Origin of the sequence: Streptomyces sp. NBC_00442 (genome assembly GCF_036014195.1) — a bacterium.
Lineage (GTDB): Bacteria > Actinomycetota > Actinomycetes > Streptomycetales > Streptomycetaceae > Streptomyces.
The window spans coordinates 5,260,887-5,279,052 of the sequence record NZ_CP107918.1 but is presented as its reverse complement, the minus strand read 5'-3'; the positions used below and the strand labels follow the sequence as shown (position 1 = coordinate 5,279,052).

At 72.1% G+C, this 18,166-nt stretch carries 11 protein-coding genes; 2 read left to right on the top strand and 9 right to left on the bottom strand.

Going from position 1 to position 18,166, the window contains the following annotated elements:
* Nucleotides 1-48: 48 nt before the first annotated feature.
* Together OG432_RS23475 and lepA are read right to left on the bottom strand one after the other, a co-directional pair.
* Nucleotides 49-1,932 carry an AMP-dependent synthetase/ligase gene (locus OG432_RS23475; RefSeq protein ID WP_328312923.1) on the bottom strand — a complete coding sequence of 628 codons (1,884 nt, stop codon included), beginning with the start codon at nt 1,930-1,932 and terminating at the stop codon, nt 49-51.
* Between the two features lie 235 nt (nt 1,933-2,167).
* On the bottom strand, nt 2,168-4,033 hold the full coding sequence (gene lepA, locus OG432_RS23470; RefSeq protein ID WP_328312922.1) for a translation elongation factor 4: 1,866 nt from the start codon (nt 4,031-4,033) through the stop codon (nt 2,168-2,170).
* 227 nt (nt 4,034-4,260) lie between these two features.
* On the opposite strand from lepA, the gene rpsT reads away from it, so the two are divergent.
* A complete protein-coding gene (rpsT, locus tag OG432_RS23465; protein ID WP_328312921.1) occupies nt 4,261-4,527 on the top strand; it encodes a 30S ribosomal protein S20 in 267 nt (88 codons plus the stop codon).
* A gap of 220 nt (nt 4,528-4,747) precedes the next feature.
* Here the strand turns inward: rpsT and OG432_RS23460 are convergent, their stop codons facing one another.
* From OG432_RS23460 to OG432_RS23445, 4 genes are all read right to left on the bottom strand, one after another.
* The gene (locus tag OG432_RS23460) at nt 4,748-5,584 is read right to left on the bottom strand and encodes a 4'-phosphopantetheinyl transferase family protein (RefSeq protein ID WP_328312920.1); all 837 of its coding nucleotides are present in this window, start codon (nt 5,582-5,584) and stop codon (nt 4,748-4,750) included.
* A complete protein-coding gene (locus OG432_RS23455) occupies nt 5,581-7,341 on the bottom strand; it encodes an acyl-CoA dehydrogenase family protein (RefSeq protein ID WP_328312919.1) in 1,761 nt (586 codons plus the stop codon). Before OG432_RS23455 ends, OG432_RS23460 begins: the two co-directional genes overlap by 4 nt.
* 3 nt (nt 7,342-7,344) lie before the next feature.
* Nucleotides 7,345-9,060, bottom strand: coding sequence for a fatty acyl-AMP ligase (locus OG432_RS23450; protein WP_328312918.1), 1,716 nt, complete (start codon nt 9,058-9,060; stop codon nt 7,345-7,347).
* Nucleotides 9,061-9,162: 102 nt separating this feature from the next.
* Entirely contained in the window at nt 9,163-9,489 is a 327-nt protein-coding gene (locus tag OG432_RS23445) for a DUF6059 family protein (RefSeq protein ID WP_328312917.1), read from the bottom strand.
* Between the two features lie 269 nt (nt 9,490-9,758).
* On the opposite strand from OG432_RS23445, the gene OG432_RS23440 reads away from it, so the two are divergent.
* Nucleotides 9,759-10,373: a response regulator transcription factor gene (locus OG432_RS23440; protein ID WP_053726109.1), complete on the top strand. Its 615-nt coding sequence runs from the start codon at nt 9,759-9,761 to the stop codon at nt 10,371-10,373.
* Nucleotides 10,374-10,569: 196 nt separating this feature from the next.
* Here the strand turns inward: OG432_RS23440 and OG432_RS23435 are convergent, their stop codons facing one another.
* From OG432_RS23435 to OG432_RS23425, 3 genes are all read right to left on the bottom strand, one after another.
* Nucleotides 10,570-13,152, bottom strand: coding sequence for a histidine kinase (locus tag OG432_RS23435; RefSeq protein WP_328312916.1), 2,583 nt, complete (start codon nt 13,150-13,152; stop codon nt 10,570-10,572).
* Between the two features lie 80 nt (nt 13,153-13,232).
* Nucleotides 13,233-15,629 (bottom strand): sensor histidine kinase, encoded by a 2,397-nt coding sequence (locus tag OG432_RS23430; RefSeq protein ID WP_328312915.1) that lies wholly within the window; start codon nt 15,627-15,629, stop codon nt 13,233-13,235.
* Nucleotides 15,630-15,826: 197 nt separating this feature from the next.
* Nucleotides 15,827-18,109 carry a sensor histidine kinase gene (locus tag OG432_RS23425; RefSeq protein WP_328312914.1) on the bottom strand — a complete coding sequence of 761 codons (2,283 nt, stop codon included), beginning with the start codon at nt 18,107-18,109 and terminating at the stop codon, nt 15,827-15,829.
* Between the last annotated feature and the right edge of the window lie 57 nt (nt 18,110-18,166).

Genomic DNA, 18,166 nt, shown 5'->3' with positions numbered 1-18,166 from the left:
CCCTCCCGGGTCCCTCCCGGATCCCGCCCCGGTCCCGCTCAGGCCTCCTCAGGCCTCCCGGGATCCCGCGTACATCTCGTCGATCAGCGCCCGGTACTCGCGCTCCACCACGGGCCGCTTCAGCTTGAGGCTGGGGGTCAGCTCGCCGTGCTCGATGTCGAGGTCGCGCGGGAGCAGCCGGAACTTCTTGATCGTCTGCCAGCGCTGGAGACCTTCGTTGAGGCGCTTCACATAGCCCTCGACCATCTCGACCGTCTGCGGCGCGGCCACCACGTCGGCGTACGAGCCGGTCAGGCCCTGTTCCTTGGCCCAGCCGAGGATGGTGGGCTCGTCCAGGGAGATCAGCGCGGTGCAGAAGTTCCGGTCGGCGCCGTGCACCAGGATGTTGGAGACGAACGGGCAGACCGCTTTGAACTGGCCCTCGACCTCGGCGGGCGCGATGTACTTGCCGCCGGACGTCTTGATGAGGTCCTTCTTGCGGTCGGTGATCCGCAGGTAGCCGTCGGCGGACAGTTCGCCGATGTCGCCGGTGTGGAACCAGCCGTCGGATTCCAGGACTTCGGCGGTCTTCTCGGGCAGCTGGTGGTAGCCCTCCATGATGCCGGGGCCGCGCAGCAGGATCTCGCCGTCGTCCGCGATGCGCACCTCGGTGCCGGGCAGCGGCTTTCCGACGGTGCCGGTGCGGTAGGACTCGCCCGGGTTGACGAAGGAGGCGGCGGAGGACTCGGTGAGGCCGTAGCCCTCCAGGATGTGGATGCCGGCGCCGGCGAAGAAGAAGCCGATGTCGGGGGCGAGGGCGGCCGAGCCGGAGATGCAGGCCCGCAGCCGTCCGCCGAACGCCTCGCGGATCTTGCTGTAGACCAGCGCGTCGGCCACCTTGTGCTTGGCCGACAGGGCGAAGGGCGCGCCGGAGCGGCCGGTGCGGCGGTAGTTGTCCTGGCTGACCTTGGCGTACTCGCGGGCCACCCCGGCCGCCCACTGGAAGATCTTGTACTTGGCGCCGCCGCCCTCCCGGGCCTTGCCCGCGACGCCGTTGTAGACCTTCTCGAAGATGCGCGGCACCGCGGCCATGTAGGTCGGCTGGACCACCGGCAGATTCTCGATGATCTTGTCGATGCGGCCGTCGACCGCGGTGACGTGACCGACCTCGATCTGCCCGGAGGTCAGCACCTTGCCGAAGACGTGGGCGAGCGGCAGCCACAGGTACTGCACGTCCTCGCCGGTGATGAGGCCGGTCGACGCGATCGCCTTGGCCATGTACGACCAGTTGTCGTGCGGGAGGCGCACGCCCTTGGGCCGGCCCGTGGTGCCCGAGGTGTAGATGAGGGTGGCGAGGCGGTCGGCGGTGATGGCCGCGATCCGCTCCTTGACCGTCCCGGGGTTCTTCTCCAGGTGGGCCGCGCCGCGCGCCTCCAGGTCGGCGAGGCTGAGCACCCAGCCCTCCGGGTCGCCCTCGGCGGGTTCGGCGCCGGCCGGGTCGATGACCACGACGTGCCGGAGGTTCGGCAGCTCGGCGCGGCGCTCGCGGGCCTTGGCCAGCTGGGCGGCGTCCTCGGCGATCAGGACGCGGCTCTCGGAGTCGGACAGGATGAACGCCGATTCCTCGGCGTTGGTGGAGGGGTAGATCGTGGTCGTGGCGGCGCCCGCGCACATCACGCCGAGGTCGGCCAGGATCCACTCGACGCGGGTGGAGGAGGCGAGGGCGACGCGCTCCTCGGCACCGACGCCGAGGTCGGCGAGGCCCGCCGCGATGGCGTAGACCCGCTCGGCGGCCTGGGCCCAGCTCAGCGACTTCCACTCGTCGGGGGTGGTGCCCGTTCCCGGTACGGGATAGCGGTAGGCCTCCGCGTCCGGCGTCGCGTCCACGCGCTGGACGAAGAGGGTCGCCACGGACGGCGGCCGGTTCTCGATCAAGGTCTGTGTGTCGCTCACGACGTCCTCCGGGCTGGCCTGCGGCAAGGCTGCGCGACTGGTTTTGTTGTTCGAGTGCTCTGGCTGTCCGACCCTTGTTAACTGGCGAGTAACCATCGGGCCGTGATCAGAGTAGAGCGCCGTCGCCCGGCGCGTAAGGGGCAACGGAGAGTGGTTTCATAACGAACGGACCCCCGTGCGAAAGCCCGGGGGTCCGTTGTGACGATGCTGCGAAGAGCCCGTGATCAGGGGCCCGCTACTTCTTCTTGCCGCCCGAGTCGTCGCTGGAGAGCACCGCGATGAAGGCTTCCTGGGGGACCTCGACGGAGCCCACCATCTTCATGCGCTTCTTGCCCTCCTTCTGCTTTTCGAGCAGCTTGCGCTTGCGCGAGATGTCGCCGCCGTAGCACTTGGCGAGGACGTCCTTGCGGATCGCGCGGATCGTCTCGCGGGCGATGACCCGGGAGCCGATCGCGGCCTGGACGGGCACCTCGAAGGCCTGGCGCGGGATGAGCTCGCGCAGCTTGGCGACCAGGCGCACGCCGTAGGCGTAGGCCGCGTCCTTGTGGCAGACCGCCGAGAAGGCGTCGACCTTGTCGCCGTGCAGCAGGATGTCGACCTTGACCAGGCTCGCGGCCTGCTCGCCGGTGGGCTCGTAGTCCAGCGAGGCATAGCCACGGGTCTTCGACTTCAGCTGGTCGAAGAAGTCGAAGACGATCTCCGCGAGCGGCAGCGTGTAGCGGATCTCGACGCGGTCCTCGGAGAGGTAGTCCATGCCGAGCAGGGTGCCGCGCCTGGTCTGGCACAGTTCCATGATCGAGCCGATGAACTCCGACGGGGCGAGGATGGTGGCCCGCACGACCGGCTCGTACACGTCCGAGATCTTGCCCTCGGGGAACTCGCTCGGGTTGGTGACCGTGACCTCCTTGCCGTCCTCCAGGACGACCCGGTAGACCACGTTGGGCGCGGTCGCGATGAGGTCGAGGTTGAACTCGCGCTCCAGGCGCTCGCGGATCACGTCCAGGTGCAGCAGGCCGAGGAAGCCGACGCGGAAGCCGAAGCCGAGGGCCGCGGAGGTCTCCGGCTCGTACACCAGGGCGGCGTCGTTGAGCTGGAGCTTGTCCAGGGCCTCGCGCAGGTCCGGGTAGTCCGAGCCGTCCAGCGGATACAGACCGGAGAAGACCATCGGCTTCGGGTCCTTGTAGCCGCCGAGGGCCTCGGTGGCTCCGTTGTGCAGGCTGGTGATGGTGTCACCGACCTTGGACTGACGGACGTCCTTCACGCCGGTGATGATGTAGCCCACCTCGCCGACGCCGATGCCGTCGGCCGGGGTCATCTCGGGGGACGAGACGCCGATCTCGAGGAGCTCGTGGGTGGCGCCGGTCGACATCATGCGGATGCGCTCGCGCTTGTTGAGCTGGCCGTCGACGACACGGACATAGGTGACGACGCCGCGGTAGGAGTCGTACACCGAGTCGAAGATCATCGCGCGGGCGGGCGCGTCGGCCACGCCGACCGGGGCCGGCACGTCACGGACCACGCGGTTCAGGAGCGCGTCCACGCCGACGCCGGTCTTCGCCGAGACCTTCAGGACGTCCTCCGGCTGGCAGCCGATGAGGTTGGCGAGCTCCTCGGAGAACTTCTCGGGCTGCGCGGCCGGCAGGTCGATCTTGTTGAGGACGGGAACGATGGTGAGGTCGTTCTCCATGGCCAGGTACAGGTTGGCCAGCGTCTGGGCCTCGATGCCCTGGGCGGCGTCGACGAGCAGGACGGTGCCCTCGCAGGCGGCGAGCGAGCGCGACACCTCGTACGTGAAGTCCACGTGGCCCGGGGTGTCGATCATGTTCAGGATGTGGGCCCGGCCCTGGTCGGGGCCCTCGGTGGGGGCCCACGGCAGACGGACCGCCTGGGACTTGATCGTGATGCCGCGCTCGCGCTCGATGTCCATGCGGTCGAGGTACTGGGAGCGCATCTGCCGCTGGTCGACCACGCCGGTCAGCTGGAGCATCCGGTCGGCAAGGGTCGACTTGCCGTGGTCGATGTGGGCGATGATGCAGAAGTTGCGGATCAGCGCCGGGTCGGTACGGCTCGGCTCGGGCACGTTGGGAGGAGTCGCGGGCACGCAGGGTCCTGATTCTTGAGGCCCGCGGGTCTGGTCGCGGCGCCTCGTCTCGGGTCGACGACGGTTCGATACGTAAGGAGCAGCCCCTATCGTCCCACGCCCGCGGGGCTGCGCCCGGTTTGGGCTGGTCGAGGGCCGGCTGGTAACGTGGACAGCTGTGTCTCGTCACCCTTTCGGCGGCGGGACACGACCGAAGATCGAATCATCGAACCTGCAAAGGCTCTTTCGTGGCGAACATCAAGTCCCAGATCAAGCGGAACAAGACGAACGAGAAGGCGCGCCTGCGCAACAAGTCCGTCAAGTCCTCCCTGCGCACCTTCATCCGCAAGGCCAACGAGGCTGTCGCCACCGGCGACGTCGAGAAGGCCACGGCTGCGACCCGCGCCGCTTCGCGTCAGCTCGACAAGGCTGTCTCGAAGGGTGTCATCCACAAGAACGCCGCCGCCAACAAGAAGTCGGCGCTGGCGCACAAGGTGGCCGGCCTCCAGGGCTGACGCACCCCGCTTCATCTGAACGACCCGCCCGACGGGACCAAGCGGCCCCTCTACCGCTCCCCGACGGCACCCCAGTGCCGCGCGCGGACGCGTTCGCCACGCGGGCGCGGCGCTAGTGAAAAGTAACGCGAAGGCCCCGTCACCTCCTTCCCCAGGAGGCGGCGGGGCCTTCGTGCTGTCCGCGCGCGGCCGTGCCGTACGGGCTCAGTGCCGTACGGGCTCAGTGCGGTACGCGGCCGACCAGGTCGACGACCTCGCCGAGGAAGCCCTCGTCGAGCATGGTGGAGACCGCCGTGTCGCCGTCGTCGCGCAGCCCCGTGTCGTGGCAGGCCACCCCCACCAGATAGCCGCCGTCGAGCGCGAACGTGTCGAAGGCCCACTCGCCGTGCGAGGCGGGCTCGCCCTGCGGGGTGAGCAGGGTGGTGGCCTCCTCGTCGAAGCCGAACTGGGTGAAGCCCATCCGCATGCCCTGCCCGAGCGCCTTGGTGTACGCCTCCTTCAGGGTCCAGGTCCGCACCAGGCTGCGCTGCTGTTCCGCCTCGTCGAGCCGCGCGAGCCAGCGGCGCTCGGCGGGGGTGCACAGATGGCGCTGGACGGCGGAGTACTGGATGCGGCGGTCGGCGAGTTCGGTGTCGACGCCGACCCGGCCGCGCCGGTTGAGGCCCACCACCAGGAGGTCCCGGGTGTGGCTGAGGCTGACCTCGATCTGGTCGCAGCCGCGCAGATAGGGGCGCCCGCCGGCCTTGGAGGCGAGCTCCACCGTCTCGGGCGGCGTCTGCAGGGCGGCCCCGGCGGTGTACTTCACCAGGAGCCGGGAGGCGGCGAAGCGGTCGCGGGCCTCGGGGTCGGGAAGGTTGTTGAGGCGCTGCCAGTCGCGGGCGCCGAGCAGCGGGCGCAGCTGGGGGTCGGCGATGGCCGCGGGCAGCCAGTCGCGCCAGTTCGCGTGCACCACGACGTGGCCGTGCCACGCCATGGACTGCCGCACCCGGCTCCAGGGGCTGTCGGGTCCCGGCATCAGAAGGGGTTCGGCGATGCCCGTCCTTGTGAGGGGGCTCATGGGGTACCTGCTTCCGCCAGAGGCGCGTCGTGGAGGTCGAAACTGCGGCCGGCCCGAAACCGCGCCAGCAGTTCCTCCGCGACCCGGTCGACGCAGTCCGGCGGCAGCGGAGGAAGAGTGAGGCCGAGCCTGCGCCCGTAGCGGTGCAGGGCGAGCACCAGCCAGGCGGGGTCGGCGAGGAATCCGGCGGCGTCCCGGTGGTGCTCCCACACCGCGAGGGCGGCGCCGGCCGCGGACAGCACGGAGTGCCGGTCGGCGAGGGCGGCGGTGGCGGGGCTCGCGAGCGCGGCCCGGTCGCCGGGTTCGATCAGGAGGCAGGCCTCGCGCACGGCGAGCAGGTCGGCGTGGAAGGCGGCGGTCATCGTACGGAGCGCCTCGCCGTACGGGCCGTCGGGTGCGCGGCCGGCGAGGCGGGCGGCGGACGCGGTGAGCGACGCGGACAGGAAGTCGCCGCCGCCCGCGACTTCCAGGCCGCCGATGTCGAGGTGGGGCACGGGTTCGCCGGTGCGGAACAGGGTGGCGGGCGGTTCGGGCTCGCTCCCCCAGGAGTGCCGTGCCAGGACGGGGAGCTGGGGGATCACCACGGCCTGGCAGGAGGCGGTTCCGGCGTGACCGAGTCCGGCGGCGGGCAGGTCGCGCAGGAGCTTGGTGAGCGTGCCCTGGTCGGTGTCGCGGCTGTAGCCGCCGGCGCCGAGGACGGTGGCGAGTTCCTCCAGGTCGTCCCTGAGGAGATCCGGCACGAGGTACTTCAGCTCGGCGGCGGCCAGGTGGGCCGCGCCGGGCAGCAGGGACAGGGCGCGCAGCACGGCGGTGGCCATGGCGTCGCCCGCGAGCAGGTCGGCGAACACCCCGGCCAGGACACCGCGTTGGCGCCGGCCGAGGGTGGCGCCGGCGAGCGCGGCCCGCACGGCCGCGCGCAGCACGGTGTCGACGGAGGCGATGACGGCGCCGGTGATCAGGGTCCGGTTGAGCTGGAAGGTGCGCAGGGCGAGCCGTACGCCGGAGCCGACGTCGCCGACCAGCGTCTCGTGCCCCACCTCGCACTCATCGAACTCGTATCCGGCGAAGCGGCAGCCGCGCATGCCGGTGGTGGGCCGGCGTTTGAGCAACCGGACCCCGTCCGGCGGGAGTTGGGCCGGGTCGAGCAGGAACACCGAGTGGGAGGCGGGGCCCGGTGCGGGGTCGGTGCGGATGTGGGCGACGACGGCGCCCGCGCGTTCGGCATTGATGACGACGTCCTTGCGGCCGTCCAGGACGAAGCCGCCGGAGTACTCCATGGCGGTGAGTTCGCCGCGCAGCATCGCCGTGCCGTGGGCGAGCGAGCGGTGCACGATGGCCGCGCGGCCGCCCGACACCAGCAGGCGGGCCACGCTCTCGCGCTGCTGCGTCGATCCGGCGGCGAAGACGGGGGCGGCCGCGAACAGCGAGGTGATGCCGTAGCCGAAGGCGAGGGCGACGTCGCGGCGGAAGACCGGGCGCAGTATCCGCATCAGCTCGTCGGCGTCGCGCAGCCGGCCGCCGAGCGAGAGCGGGACCAGCTCGGCGCCGAAGCCCTCCTGGTCGAGCAACTCCTCGGCCGCACCCAGCAGTTCACTGTTCCCGTCGGCGGCGAGCAGGGCGCGGAAGCCCAGCGGGTTCGCCGGGTCGCAGGGGTCGCCGAACCGGAATTCGAGCCGCTCGGCGCGGTGGCGTACGTCATCGCGGCCGGCTCCCTCACGTGCGTCCGGGTCCGTGGTCCGCACGGCGGTGTCGGGCATGGCTCAGCCTCCTTCGGCGGCGTAGGGCGGCGCCGACGCGTACAGCGGGCGCAGTTCGCCGCGCAGATAGAGCTCGCGCATCAGCGAGCGGCGGACCTTGCCGCTGGTGGTGCGGCGCACGGTGCCGGGGCGGACCAGGACCACGCCGCCGAGGGAGGCGCCGAACTCCTCGTGCAGGCAGCCGCGGACGCGCTCGGCGAGGTCGGCGAGCTGGCCGCGGCTCCAGCCGGCGCCGCGGATCTCCTGGATCGCCACGATCTGTTCCCGTTCGGCGGGCGCGGAGAGCACCACGGCGGACCCGAACGGGGCGCCGGACTGGGCGAGTTGGCGCTCGGCCTCCTGCGGGTGCAGGGTGCGGCCGTCGACGAGGAGGGCGTCCTTGATGCGGCCGGTCAGATACAGCTCGCCGTCGCGCAGCGCGCCGAGGTCGCCGGTGCGCAGGAAGCCGTGCTCGCCGAATGCGGTGACGTGCCCGAAGGTGGCGGAGGTCTCCAGCGGACGGCGCCAGTAGCCGTCGGCGACGGCTTCGCCGCGCACCCAGATCTCGCCGACCGACCCGTCGGGCAGGACGGCGGAGCTGGCCGGGTCGACGATGCGTACGGTGACCCCGCGCGCGGATCCGCAGCCTGCCAGGGCGCGTACCGGGTGGCCGGGCAGGGGCGGCGACAGTTCGCCGCGCTCCAGGGCTTCGGCGGACACGATCGCCGGCGCGGGCGGCAGCCGGTCGGCGAGGCTGACCAGGAGCGTGGCCTCGGCGAGGCCGTATCCGGCGGCGAGGGTGCCCGGCCGCAGGCCGGCGGCGGCGAAACGGTGGGCGAAGGCGGTGAGGGTGACGGCGGAGACCGGTTCCGAGGCGTTGACCGCGGTTCTGAGGGCGCCGAGGTCGAGCGCGGCGAGGTCCTCGTCGGTGACGGCGGCCAGGCATCGGGCGTACGCGGAGTCGGGGGCCGCGGTGACGGTGACCCGGTGCCGGGACACCTCACGCAGCCAGCTCAACGGGTCTGCCGCGTAACGGTGTTGGGACATCAGGACGGCGGTGGCCCCGAGCCAGAGCGGGTGCAGGAGCTGGCCGATCAGGCCGAGGTCGTGGTGGAGCGGGAGCCAGCCGCCGATGCGGGAGTCCTCGTCGGTGCCGAGCGCGGTGCGCAGGCTCTCCATGGTGGCGAGGAGGTTGGCGTGGGTGACCTGGACGCCGCGCGGGGCGGCGGTGGACCCGGAGGTGTACTGGAGCAGCGCGGTGTCGGCGCCGTCGAGGGCGGGCGGCCGCCAGTCGCCGTCGTCGTCGGGCAGGCAGTCGACGGCCAGGCACACCACCGAGGACCGCCCGGCCCGCGCGAGGCGGCGGGAGAGTTCGGGGGCGTGCGCGGACCCGGTGAGCATGACGGCCGCGTCGGTCTCGGCGGCGATCGCGGCGGTGCGCTCGGCGGCGGCCCGCGAGGTGTCCGGCGGGGGCACGGGCACGGCGACGGCGCCCGCGTACAGGCAGCCGACGAGGGCGGCGACGGTGTGCGGGCCGCCGTCCATGGAGATGAGGACGGGCCGGCCGGCCGCGCGGCGGCGCACCAGCGCGGCCGCGACGGTCCTGGCCCGTGCGTCGAGTTCGCGATAGGTACGCGCCTCGGCGTCATCCTCACCGTCCAGGCAGAGCAGAGCGGTCCGTGCGGCCCGGTCGGCGAACCGCGCCGCCAGTGCCTGCGTGAAGCTCTTCGCTGGGGTCATCCTCTGCTCCCTGACGCTCGGACGGATGGTTGGCTCCCCCTACTCTGCGCGTCGCCACTGGACGGATACTTGAAGATCAACTGTGCCCGGCGGTCAGGCCGCTCACCTTCTGTGTCCGGGCACCTCGTTCAGCAGGTCCTGCAGGAGCAGGAGTTCCTGACGGGTGAGCGGCACATCGGGGCGCAGCCGTTCGGGATGGCCGGGCGGCGGGCCGTCGGCGTCGGTGCGCAGCGTCAGACGGAACCCGCTGTCGAGCGAGTGCAGCCGGGCCCTGTTCCCGTCCGCGGCGGCCAGATACAGGTCGACACCGCCGTGCACCATGAGGGCTTCGCCCACGGGACGCAGGCAACGGCCGATGAGGCGGCGCCACGAGCCCTTGGGACGGCGGCCCGAGCCGCCCGGAACATCCTGATTTTCCCGGCCGGCCATGTCAGAGAACACCTTCCGAGCTGGGGTGTCCGTTCATGTTCACGTCACCTCTCCCTTCCCCCCGGCCGCCGGACGGCGCCTGGGTGGAGGGAGGATGGGACCGGCCGCTTGAGCCTCGGTCGGGTTCTGGCTGAAAGGTGCGGGTGCCGATCCGCCCGTACCGGACCTGAAACGGCATGTTCCGGATTAGTCTCAGCCCCGGGTCACGCCTCGTGGCCTACTGCATAATCGCTGGGACCGACCCATGATCCAGCACAACGGGGGGCACCATGGTGCGCGTTCTGATTGCCGAAGACATGCATATGCTGCGCAAGGCATTGGTGTCGCTCATTGAACTGGAGTCCGACCTGGAAGTGGTCGCCGAGCTGTCGTCGGGTACGGACATCGTGCCGACCGCGATGGCCATGCGGCCGGATGTCGCCGTCCTCGACATCGACCTTCCCGGGACCGACGGGATCACCGCCGCCGCGGGACTGCACACCTCGGTACCGGAGTGCCGCACCCTCATCCTGACCAGTCTGGGCAGACCGGGGAACCTCAGACGGGCGCTGGCCGCCCACGTCTCCGGGTTCCTCCCGAAGGACTCCGACCCCGACAGCCTGTGCGCCGCGATCCGCCAGGTGGCGGCGGGCGAGCGCGTCATCGACCCGCAGCTGGCGCTCGCCACGCTCGACTCGGGCCCGTCCCCGCTCACCGACCGCGAGCGGGAGGTGCTGCAACTGGCGTCCGAGGGCATGGAGGCCGGCCAGATCGCGTCCCGGCTGCACCTGTCGTCCGGCACCGTACGCAACTATCTGACTTCGGCCGTCAGCAAACTCAACGCGCGTAACCGGGTCGATGCCATCCGTATCGCCCGGGAAGCGGGCTGGCTGCACTCGGTCTGACTCCGGCCCGTCTCCCGGCGACACCCGCGGCAGCCCCGAGGGAAACGTTCCTCCCGGGGCGTGGGCGCGGCTGCACGGAGCCGGGGGCGCGACTGCACGGAGCCGGGGCCGCACCGGCGCGGTCGCCCTTCACCGGGGCCGGACCGGCCACCGGGCCAGGGCCGCCCCGGTGGGCTTGGCCCGGGGGCTTTCGGGCTCATACCGCCGTCAGCTCGACCTCGGCCGTCAGCTCGAACCAGCCGTCCGGCCGGGCGCCCGCCGTCAAGCGGCCGTTGACCGCCTCGACCCGGGTCGTCAGGTTGCCGAGGCCGCTGCCGCCCTCCACGGGGGAGCCGAGCCCCGGTACCGCGCACGCGTGCAATCCGTCGTTGGCCAGGGTCAGCCGCACCCCGCCGGGCGTTCGCTCCGCGCGGATCTCGCAGTGCGCGGCCCTGCTGTGCCGCAGCATGTTGGTCAGGCCTTCGCGCAGCATCGTCGCGAGCACCGTGTCCACGTCGCCCGGCAGCTTCCCGCAGCCCGCCGTGTCGACCGTCGCCCGGATCCCCACCCCCGCCAGCATCGCCGTCGCGCTCTCCGCCTCCGCGCACAGGCTCATCCGCTGCCGCCCGTCCGCCACCGTCCGTACGTCGGCCAGCGCCTGCCGCGCGATCCCCAGCACCTCCGTCAGCTCCACCCCCGCCCGCACGGGGTGGCGTTCCGCGATGCGGCGCACCAGCTCGCACTTCAGCGTGATCGCGGACAGGCTGAACCCGAGCAGGTCGTGCACATCGCGGGCGAAGCGCAGGCGCTCCGTCGTCACCGCGAGGCGGGCGATCTCCGTACGGGAACGGTGCAGTTCGGACGCCAGCTGCGCCATGCGGGACAGGCCGAACACGACCAGAGCGCACATCACCGTGTACGCGCCCTCGTCCATGCAGTCCCAGGGCGGGCCGCCCGCCTCGTGCACCGCGATGTCGCCGGCCACCGTCACGCCGACGATCAACGGCCAGGCGCCCGCGGCCGGCAGCGACAGGAGCGCCGCGCCCCCGACGAAGCCGGGAAGCCCCAGCCGGATCGGGCCGAAGAACAGCCACGGCAGGCCCTGGAGCAGCACCAGCACGGCAAGGGCGCCGTGGCGCAGCCGACGGCCGTGTCGGGCGAGGCGGTCGAACCGCCACTGGAAGGAGACCGCGCACTGCACGGCGAGCGTGGCGGCCATGCAGAGCTCGATCGCCACGGCCTCGCCGAGCGGCGGCAGGTAGGACATGGCGATCACGGAGTACGCCAGGAAGTAGCCGACCAGGACCGCGAACGCGATCGCCGACGCCGCACGCGGAAGCAGCTCGGGCCGCCCGGGGCCGCGCCCCGGGCGCGCGGCCCGACGACCGTGCCCGGCGCCCGTCAGACGACCGTGCCCGGCGCCCGTGAACACGCCGGCGTCATCCGCGAGGGGCCCATCCACCCCGGGCCCCCGCCTCGCACCGGCCTCCGGGCCCGCGCCGAACTCCGGGCCCGCGCCGAACTCCGGCCCCGCGGCACGCTCCGGACGCGCGGCACGCTCCGGCCCGTCGGGCAGCGGAACGGTCGCTTCGAGCCGGAACCAGCCTCGCCCGTCCGGGCCGTGGGCCAGGGCGCCGCCCAGCTCCCGTACCCGGGAGTCGAGCGCGGCGAGGCCCCCGGCGCCGTCACCCGCGCCCGCCCCGGCACCCGGCACCCGCGCGCTGCCGTCGTTGGCCAGGGTCAACACCGCCGCGCCCGCGCGGAGTTCGGCCCGGATCTCGCAGGCCTCGGCCTTGCTGTGGCGCAGCAGGTTCGTCAGGCCCTCCCGCAGTACGGCCGCCAGCGCGGTGTCCACCACCGCGGGCGGGCGGCCGACCTCGAACGCCAGCGTCGTACGGATGCCGGCCGCGGACAGCATCGACACGGCCGCGTCGGCCTCGTCGGACAGCGACATCTCGCGGTAGCCCCGGCTCACCGAGCGCACATCGGCCAGCGCCTTGCGCGAGGTGGCGAGCACCTCGCCGAGTTCCTCGTACGCCTTGGCCGGCGCCTCCGCCAACAGCCGGTGCGCCAGCTCGCACTTGAGGGCGACGGCGGAGAGGCTGAAGCCGAGGACGTCGTGCAGATCGCGGGTGAAGCGCAGCCGCTCCTCCGCCACGGCGAGCCGCGACAGCTCGGCACGCGAACGGTGCAGGTTCACGATCAGGTCCGACGTCCGTGAGAGGCCGATCACGATGAGGCCGATCAGGACGGCGTCGAAGGTGCTGTACAGAATGGTCGCGTTGTCGCTTCCGATCTCCACGAGGACCGTGCAGGTGACGCAGGTGATCGCGCCGAGGAGCGGCCATCCGACCGCCGCGGGGAACACCAGGACGGCGGACGCGCCGAGGAACGCCTGCATGCCGCCCCACGCATCGCCGACCAGCAGCATCGGGAGGTAGGAGAGCAGCGCCTGCGTCGTCCAGGTCGCCGTGCGGTGGCGGGCGAGGCGGGGAAAGAACGCCGGGTAGGAGTGGGCCAGTTGGAGAACGAAGATCGCGAGGAAGCCGAGGACCGCGCCGACGCCCTCCCAGACCGGCGGGTGCTCCTTCCAGAGGAAGGCGCCGTCGATGACGAAGAACCCGACGAGCACCACGGCGGTGACGCCGATCGCGGCACGCCGAGGAAGCGCCCACCCCGCCTCGCGCCACTCCCCGCGCCACTCCCCGTTGCGCTCTCCGCGCCGCTCCTCGCGCCCATCCCCGCGCACCGGCGCCCCCACCGGTCCCCCCTCCGCGCGGCCGACTGCGTCGATCCTCAAGTCTCCCCCATGAGCTTGCTTCTGCCTCTTCGATGGCGAGTGGTGCGGTTCCGCGTGGCGCGTGGGGACGTGACTGTCCGTCAACCGGCCACGGCGGGCAGGTCGACCTCCGCCTTCAACTCGAACCAGCCGTCGGGCCGCGCCCCCGCCACGAGACGGCCGTTCACCGCCTCGACCCGCGTCGTCAGATTACCGAGCCCGCTGCCGCCGTCGGCCGCTCCGGCCGTGGAGCCGGGCTCCGGGACGGCGCGTGCGTGCAACCCGTCGTTGGCCAGGGTCAGCCGTACCCCGGCTCGGGTTCGTTCCGCCCGGATCTCGCAGCGTGCGGCCCTGCTGTGCCGCAGTACGTTCGTCAGGCCCTCGCGCAGCATGGTCGCCAGCACCGTGTCCACGTCGCCGGGCAGCTCACCGCAGCCCGCCGTGTCCACGCGCGCACGGATCCCCACCCCGGCCAGCATCGCGGTCGCGCTCTCCACCTCCGCGACCAGACTCATCCGCTGCCGGCCCTCCGCGACCACCCGCACATCCGCGAGCGCCTGCCGCACGATCCCCAGCACCTCCGTCAACTCAGCCCGCGCACGGGCGGGTTGACGCTCCACGAGCCGTCGCACCAACTCGCACTTCAGCGTGATCGCCGACAGACCGAACCCCAGCAGGTCGTGCAGATCACGAGCGAACCGCAGCCGCTCCGTCGTCACCGCGAGCCGCGCGATCTCCGCACGCGAACGATGCAGCTCCGACGCCAACTGCGCCATCCGCGACAGACCGAACACGACCAACGAGCAGATGACGGTGTAGGCGCTCTGGTACGTGATGTCCCAGGCTCCGTTGCCCGTCAGGTGCAGCTCCGCCGCGCTCACGGCGGTGAAGACGGCGAGCAGGGGCCAGGCGGCCGCGGCCGGCAGCGTCAGGAGCGCCGCGCCCCCGACGAAGCCCGGGAGTCCGATCCAGGTCGGGCCGAGGAACAGCAACGGAGCGAACTGGAGGAGCACCAGCGCGGCCAGCGCAGCCGCCCGCAGCGCCCGCGGGCGGCGGACGGGCCGGTCGAATCGCCACGGGAACGAGATGGCGAGCTGCAGCACGAGCGTGGCGACCATGCAGAGCTCCGTCACGGCGCCGTGGCCGAGCGCGGGGTGGTAGGCCATGGCTATCTCCGAGTACGCCAGGAAGTAGCCCACCAGGACCGCGAACGTGATCGCGGCGGCCGCACGCGGAAGCAGATCGGGGTGCCCCAGTCCACGAAGCGCAGGGGCCACCGGGTCGGGCTCGTCGGCCGCGTGCGCGCCGGACTCCCCTCGCACGCCGGGTTCCTGGGCCCCGGCGGATTCCTGGGCCCCGGCGGCTCTCGGCCCGGTGAAATCGCGTAGCGGGACGGCCGCTTCGAGGCGGAACCGGCCCTGCTCGTCCGGGCCGTGGGACAGAGTGCCGCCGAGCTCCCGCACCTGGGCGCCGAGCGCGGCCAGGCCTTCGTCCGTGCCGCCGGCCCTGGGCACCCGGGCCCGCCCGACGCCGTCGTTGGCGAGGGTCAACACGGCGGAGGCGTCCCTCACTTCGGCCCGGATGTCACACGCCTCGGCCTTGCTGTGCCGCAGCACGTTCGTCAGGCCCTCGCGCAGCACCGCCGCGAGCACCGTGTCCACCGTGCGGGGCAGCTCCCCCACGTCGACGGCGAGCGAGACGCGGATGCCCGCCGCCGACAGCATCGGCACGGCCCCGTGCGCCTCGTCGGACAACGACATCTCGCGGTAGCCCCGGCTCACCGAGCGCACATCCGCCAGCGCCCTGCGCGAGGTGACGAGCACCGCGCCGATCTCCTCGTACGCCCTGGCCGGCTCCTTCGCCAACAGCCGGTACGCCAACTCACATGTGAGCGACATCGCCGACAGGCCGAAGCCGAGCACCTCGTTCACATCACGCGCGAACCGCAGCCGCTCCCCCGCCACCGCCAGCCGTGTCAGCTCCTCACGCGAACGGTGCAGTTTCACGATCATGTCCGACATCCGCGAAAGACCGACCACGATCAACGGAATCAGGACCGCCTCGATCGCCGCGTACACCGCGGTCTCCCAGCCGGTCCCGAAGTGGAGGAACACGAGGCTGTCCCCCAGCGCCCCGAGGCAGAAGAGGGGCCAGCCGACCACCGCGGGGAAGACGAGCACCGCGGACGCCGTCAGGAAGGCCGCCATCCCTCCCCAGCCGACCCCGAACATCAGGATCGGCAGATAGGTGAGCAGCCCTTGGAGCCCCCAGGTCGCACATCGGCGGCGCGGGGATGAGGACCACGGCGCGAGGCCCGGGAAGGAGTGTGCGAGCTGGAGCGCCAGGATGGCGGCGAAGCCGAGTACGGCGACCGGCATTTCCCACAGCGGCGGGTGGGCGAACCACACCCACGCACCATCGATGACGAAGAAGCCGACCAGCACGACGGCGGTGATGGCGATCGCGGCGCGCTGCGGCAGCGCCTGCCCCTGAGGCACCGCCCACCCCCCAGGGAGCGACCGGCCCTGTGCCGTGCGGCCCTGACCTCCGACCGGTTCCCGCTCGGTGCGGCCGGCCGCATCCGTCCTCAACTCTCCCCCATGAGCTTGCACTTCTTCGGTCGCGGGCGATGCCTCGCCCAGCGGATCGGCACGCGGACGGCGCGCCGTCCTTCATGCGGGCGTCCCGCGGTCCCTCACGCCGCGGTGGCGAGGAGTTCGACCTCTGCCTTGAGTTCGAAGCGGCCGTCCGGCCGGGCCCCCGCCACGAGACGGCCGTTCACGGCCTTGACCCGGGTCGTCAGGTTGCCGATCCCGCTGCCGCCGTCGGCCGTGGAGCCGAGGCCCGCCGCCGCGCAGCCGTCGACGCCGTCGTTGACGAGGGTCAGCCGCACGCCGGCGTCGGTGCGTTCGGCCTTGATCTCGCAGTGGGCGGCCTTGCTGTGCCGCAGCATGTTGGTCAGGCCTTCGCGCAGCATCGTCGCGAGCACCGTGTCCACGTCGCCGGGCAGGTCGCCGCAGTCGGTGTCCACCGTCGCGCGGATCCCGACGCCGGCCAGCATCGCGGTCGCGCTCTCCGCCTCCGCGGACAGGCTCATCCGCTGCCGGCCGTCCGCCACCGTCCGTACGTCGGCGAGGGCCTGGCGGGCGATCTGGAGGACTTCCGTCAGCTCCGCCTGCGCCTGTACGGGTCTGGTCTGCGCGAGGCGGCGGACCAGCTCGCACTTCAGCGTGATCGCGGACAGGCTGAATCCGAGCAGGTCGTGCAAGTCGCGGGCGAAGCGCAGGCGTTCCGTCGTCACCGCGAGCCGCGCGATCTCCGTGCGGGACCAGTGGAGGTCGGAGGCGAGCTGGGCCATGCGGGACAGGCCGAACACGACCAGGGAACAGATGACGGTGTAGCCCGCCTCGTAGAAGAGCTCCGTCGTGACCCGGTCCACCTGGTAGAAGACGATCTCGCTGGCCACGCAGACGGCGGCGCTCAGCGACCAGGCCCCGTACGCCGGCAGCACCAGGAGCGCCGAGCCGGCGACGAAGCCGGGCATGCCGAGGTAGATCGGGCCGAGGAAGAACCAGGGCACGCACTGCAGCAGCAGCAGCGCGGCCAGGGCGCCGTAGCGCAGCGGGCGGCCGTGCCGGGCCAGCCGGGCGAAGCGCCACTGGAAGGAGATCGTGAGTTGCAGCAGGAGCGTGGCGAACATGCAGAGTTCGGTGGCGACGGCCTGGCCGAGCGGCAGGTGGTAGGAGGCGGCGACCACCGAGTACGCGAGGAAGTAGCCGACCAGGACGGTGAGCGTCATCGCGGAGGCGGCCCGGGGCACGAGGTCGCGGTGGCCGTGCGGCTGCGCCGCCGGCCCTTCGGTGTCGTCCGTGCCGGGGACGGCCGCGGGATGCCCGTCGCGGTCCTCCTCCGCGCGGTCGGGCAGGGGTACGACGGCTTCGAGGCGGAACAGGCCCTGGCCGTCGCAGCCGTGGCCGAGGGTGCCGCCGAGCGCGGCGATGCGGCACTCCAGCGCGGCGAGACCGCCGTCCGTGGCGGTCCTGGCGGGCCGGACGCGGCCGATGCCGTCGTTGGTGAGGGTCAGAACGGCGCTCGCGCCCACGCGTTCGGCCCGGATCTCACAGCTCTCGGCCTTGCTGTGGCGCAGCATGTTGGTGAGGCCCTCGCGCAGCGCGGTCGCGAGGACGGTATCCACCAGGGCGGGCAGTTGTCCGGCCTCGAACTTGAGCGTGGTGCGGATGCCCGCGGCGCTCAGCATGGAGACCGCCGCCTTGGCCTCGCCGGACAGGGACATCTCGCGGTAGCCGCGGCTCACCGAGCGGACGTCGGCCAGCGCCTTGCGCGAGGTGCGCAGCACGTCGGCGAGCTCTTCCTGTGCCTTGGCGGGCGCGTCCGCCAACAGTCGGTACGCCAGCTCGCACTTGAGGGAGATCGCGGACAGGCTGAAGCCCAGGACGTCGTGGAGGTCGCGGGCGAACCGGAGCCGCTCGCCCGCCACCGCGAGCCGGGAGAGCTCCTCTCGGGACCGGTGCAGCTTGATGATCAAGTCGGACATCCGGGAGAGTCCGATGATGATCAGGGGGATCAGGGCGCCTTCGAGGACGTTGTAGACAAGGGTGCTGGTGTCGCGCTCGCTGTACAGGCTCCAGCAGGTGAACACTCCGGCGCCGAAAAGCGGCAGGCCGATCACCGCGGGGAGGACGAGGACCGACGAGGCGGTCAGGAACTCCGTCATCCCGCCCCACGCGAAGCCGAACACGGCCAGCGGCGCGTAGGCCAGGACCGCCTGGAGGCTCCAGGTCGCATACCGGTATCGATGAAGTTCAGGCACGAACTGCGGAAAAGAGTGCGCGAGTTGCAGGCCCATGATGACCAGGAATCCGATCAGGGCCGCGCCGAGTTCCCACCATGGCGGACTCTCGGCCCAGATGTAGACGGCGTCGATCACGAAGAATCCGAGCAATGCGGCCGCGGTCACGGCTATTGCCTTACGCGGCGGAAGGAACACGCTGCCCACGTCTGCGGATATTCGTTC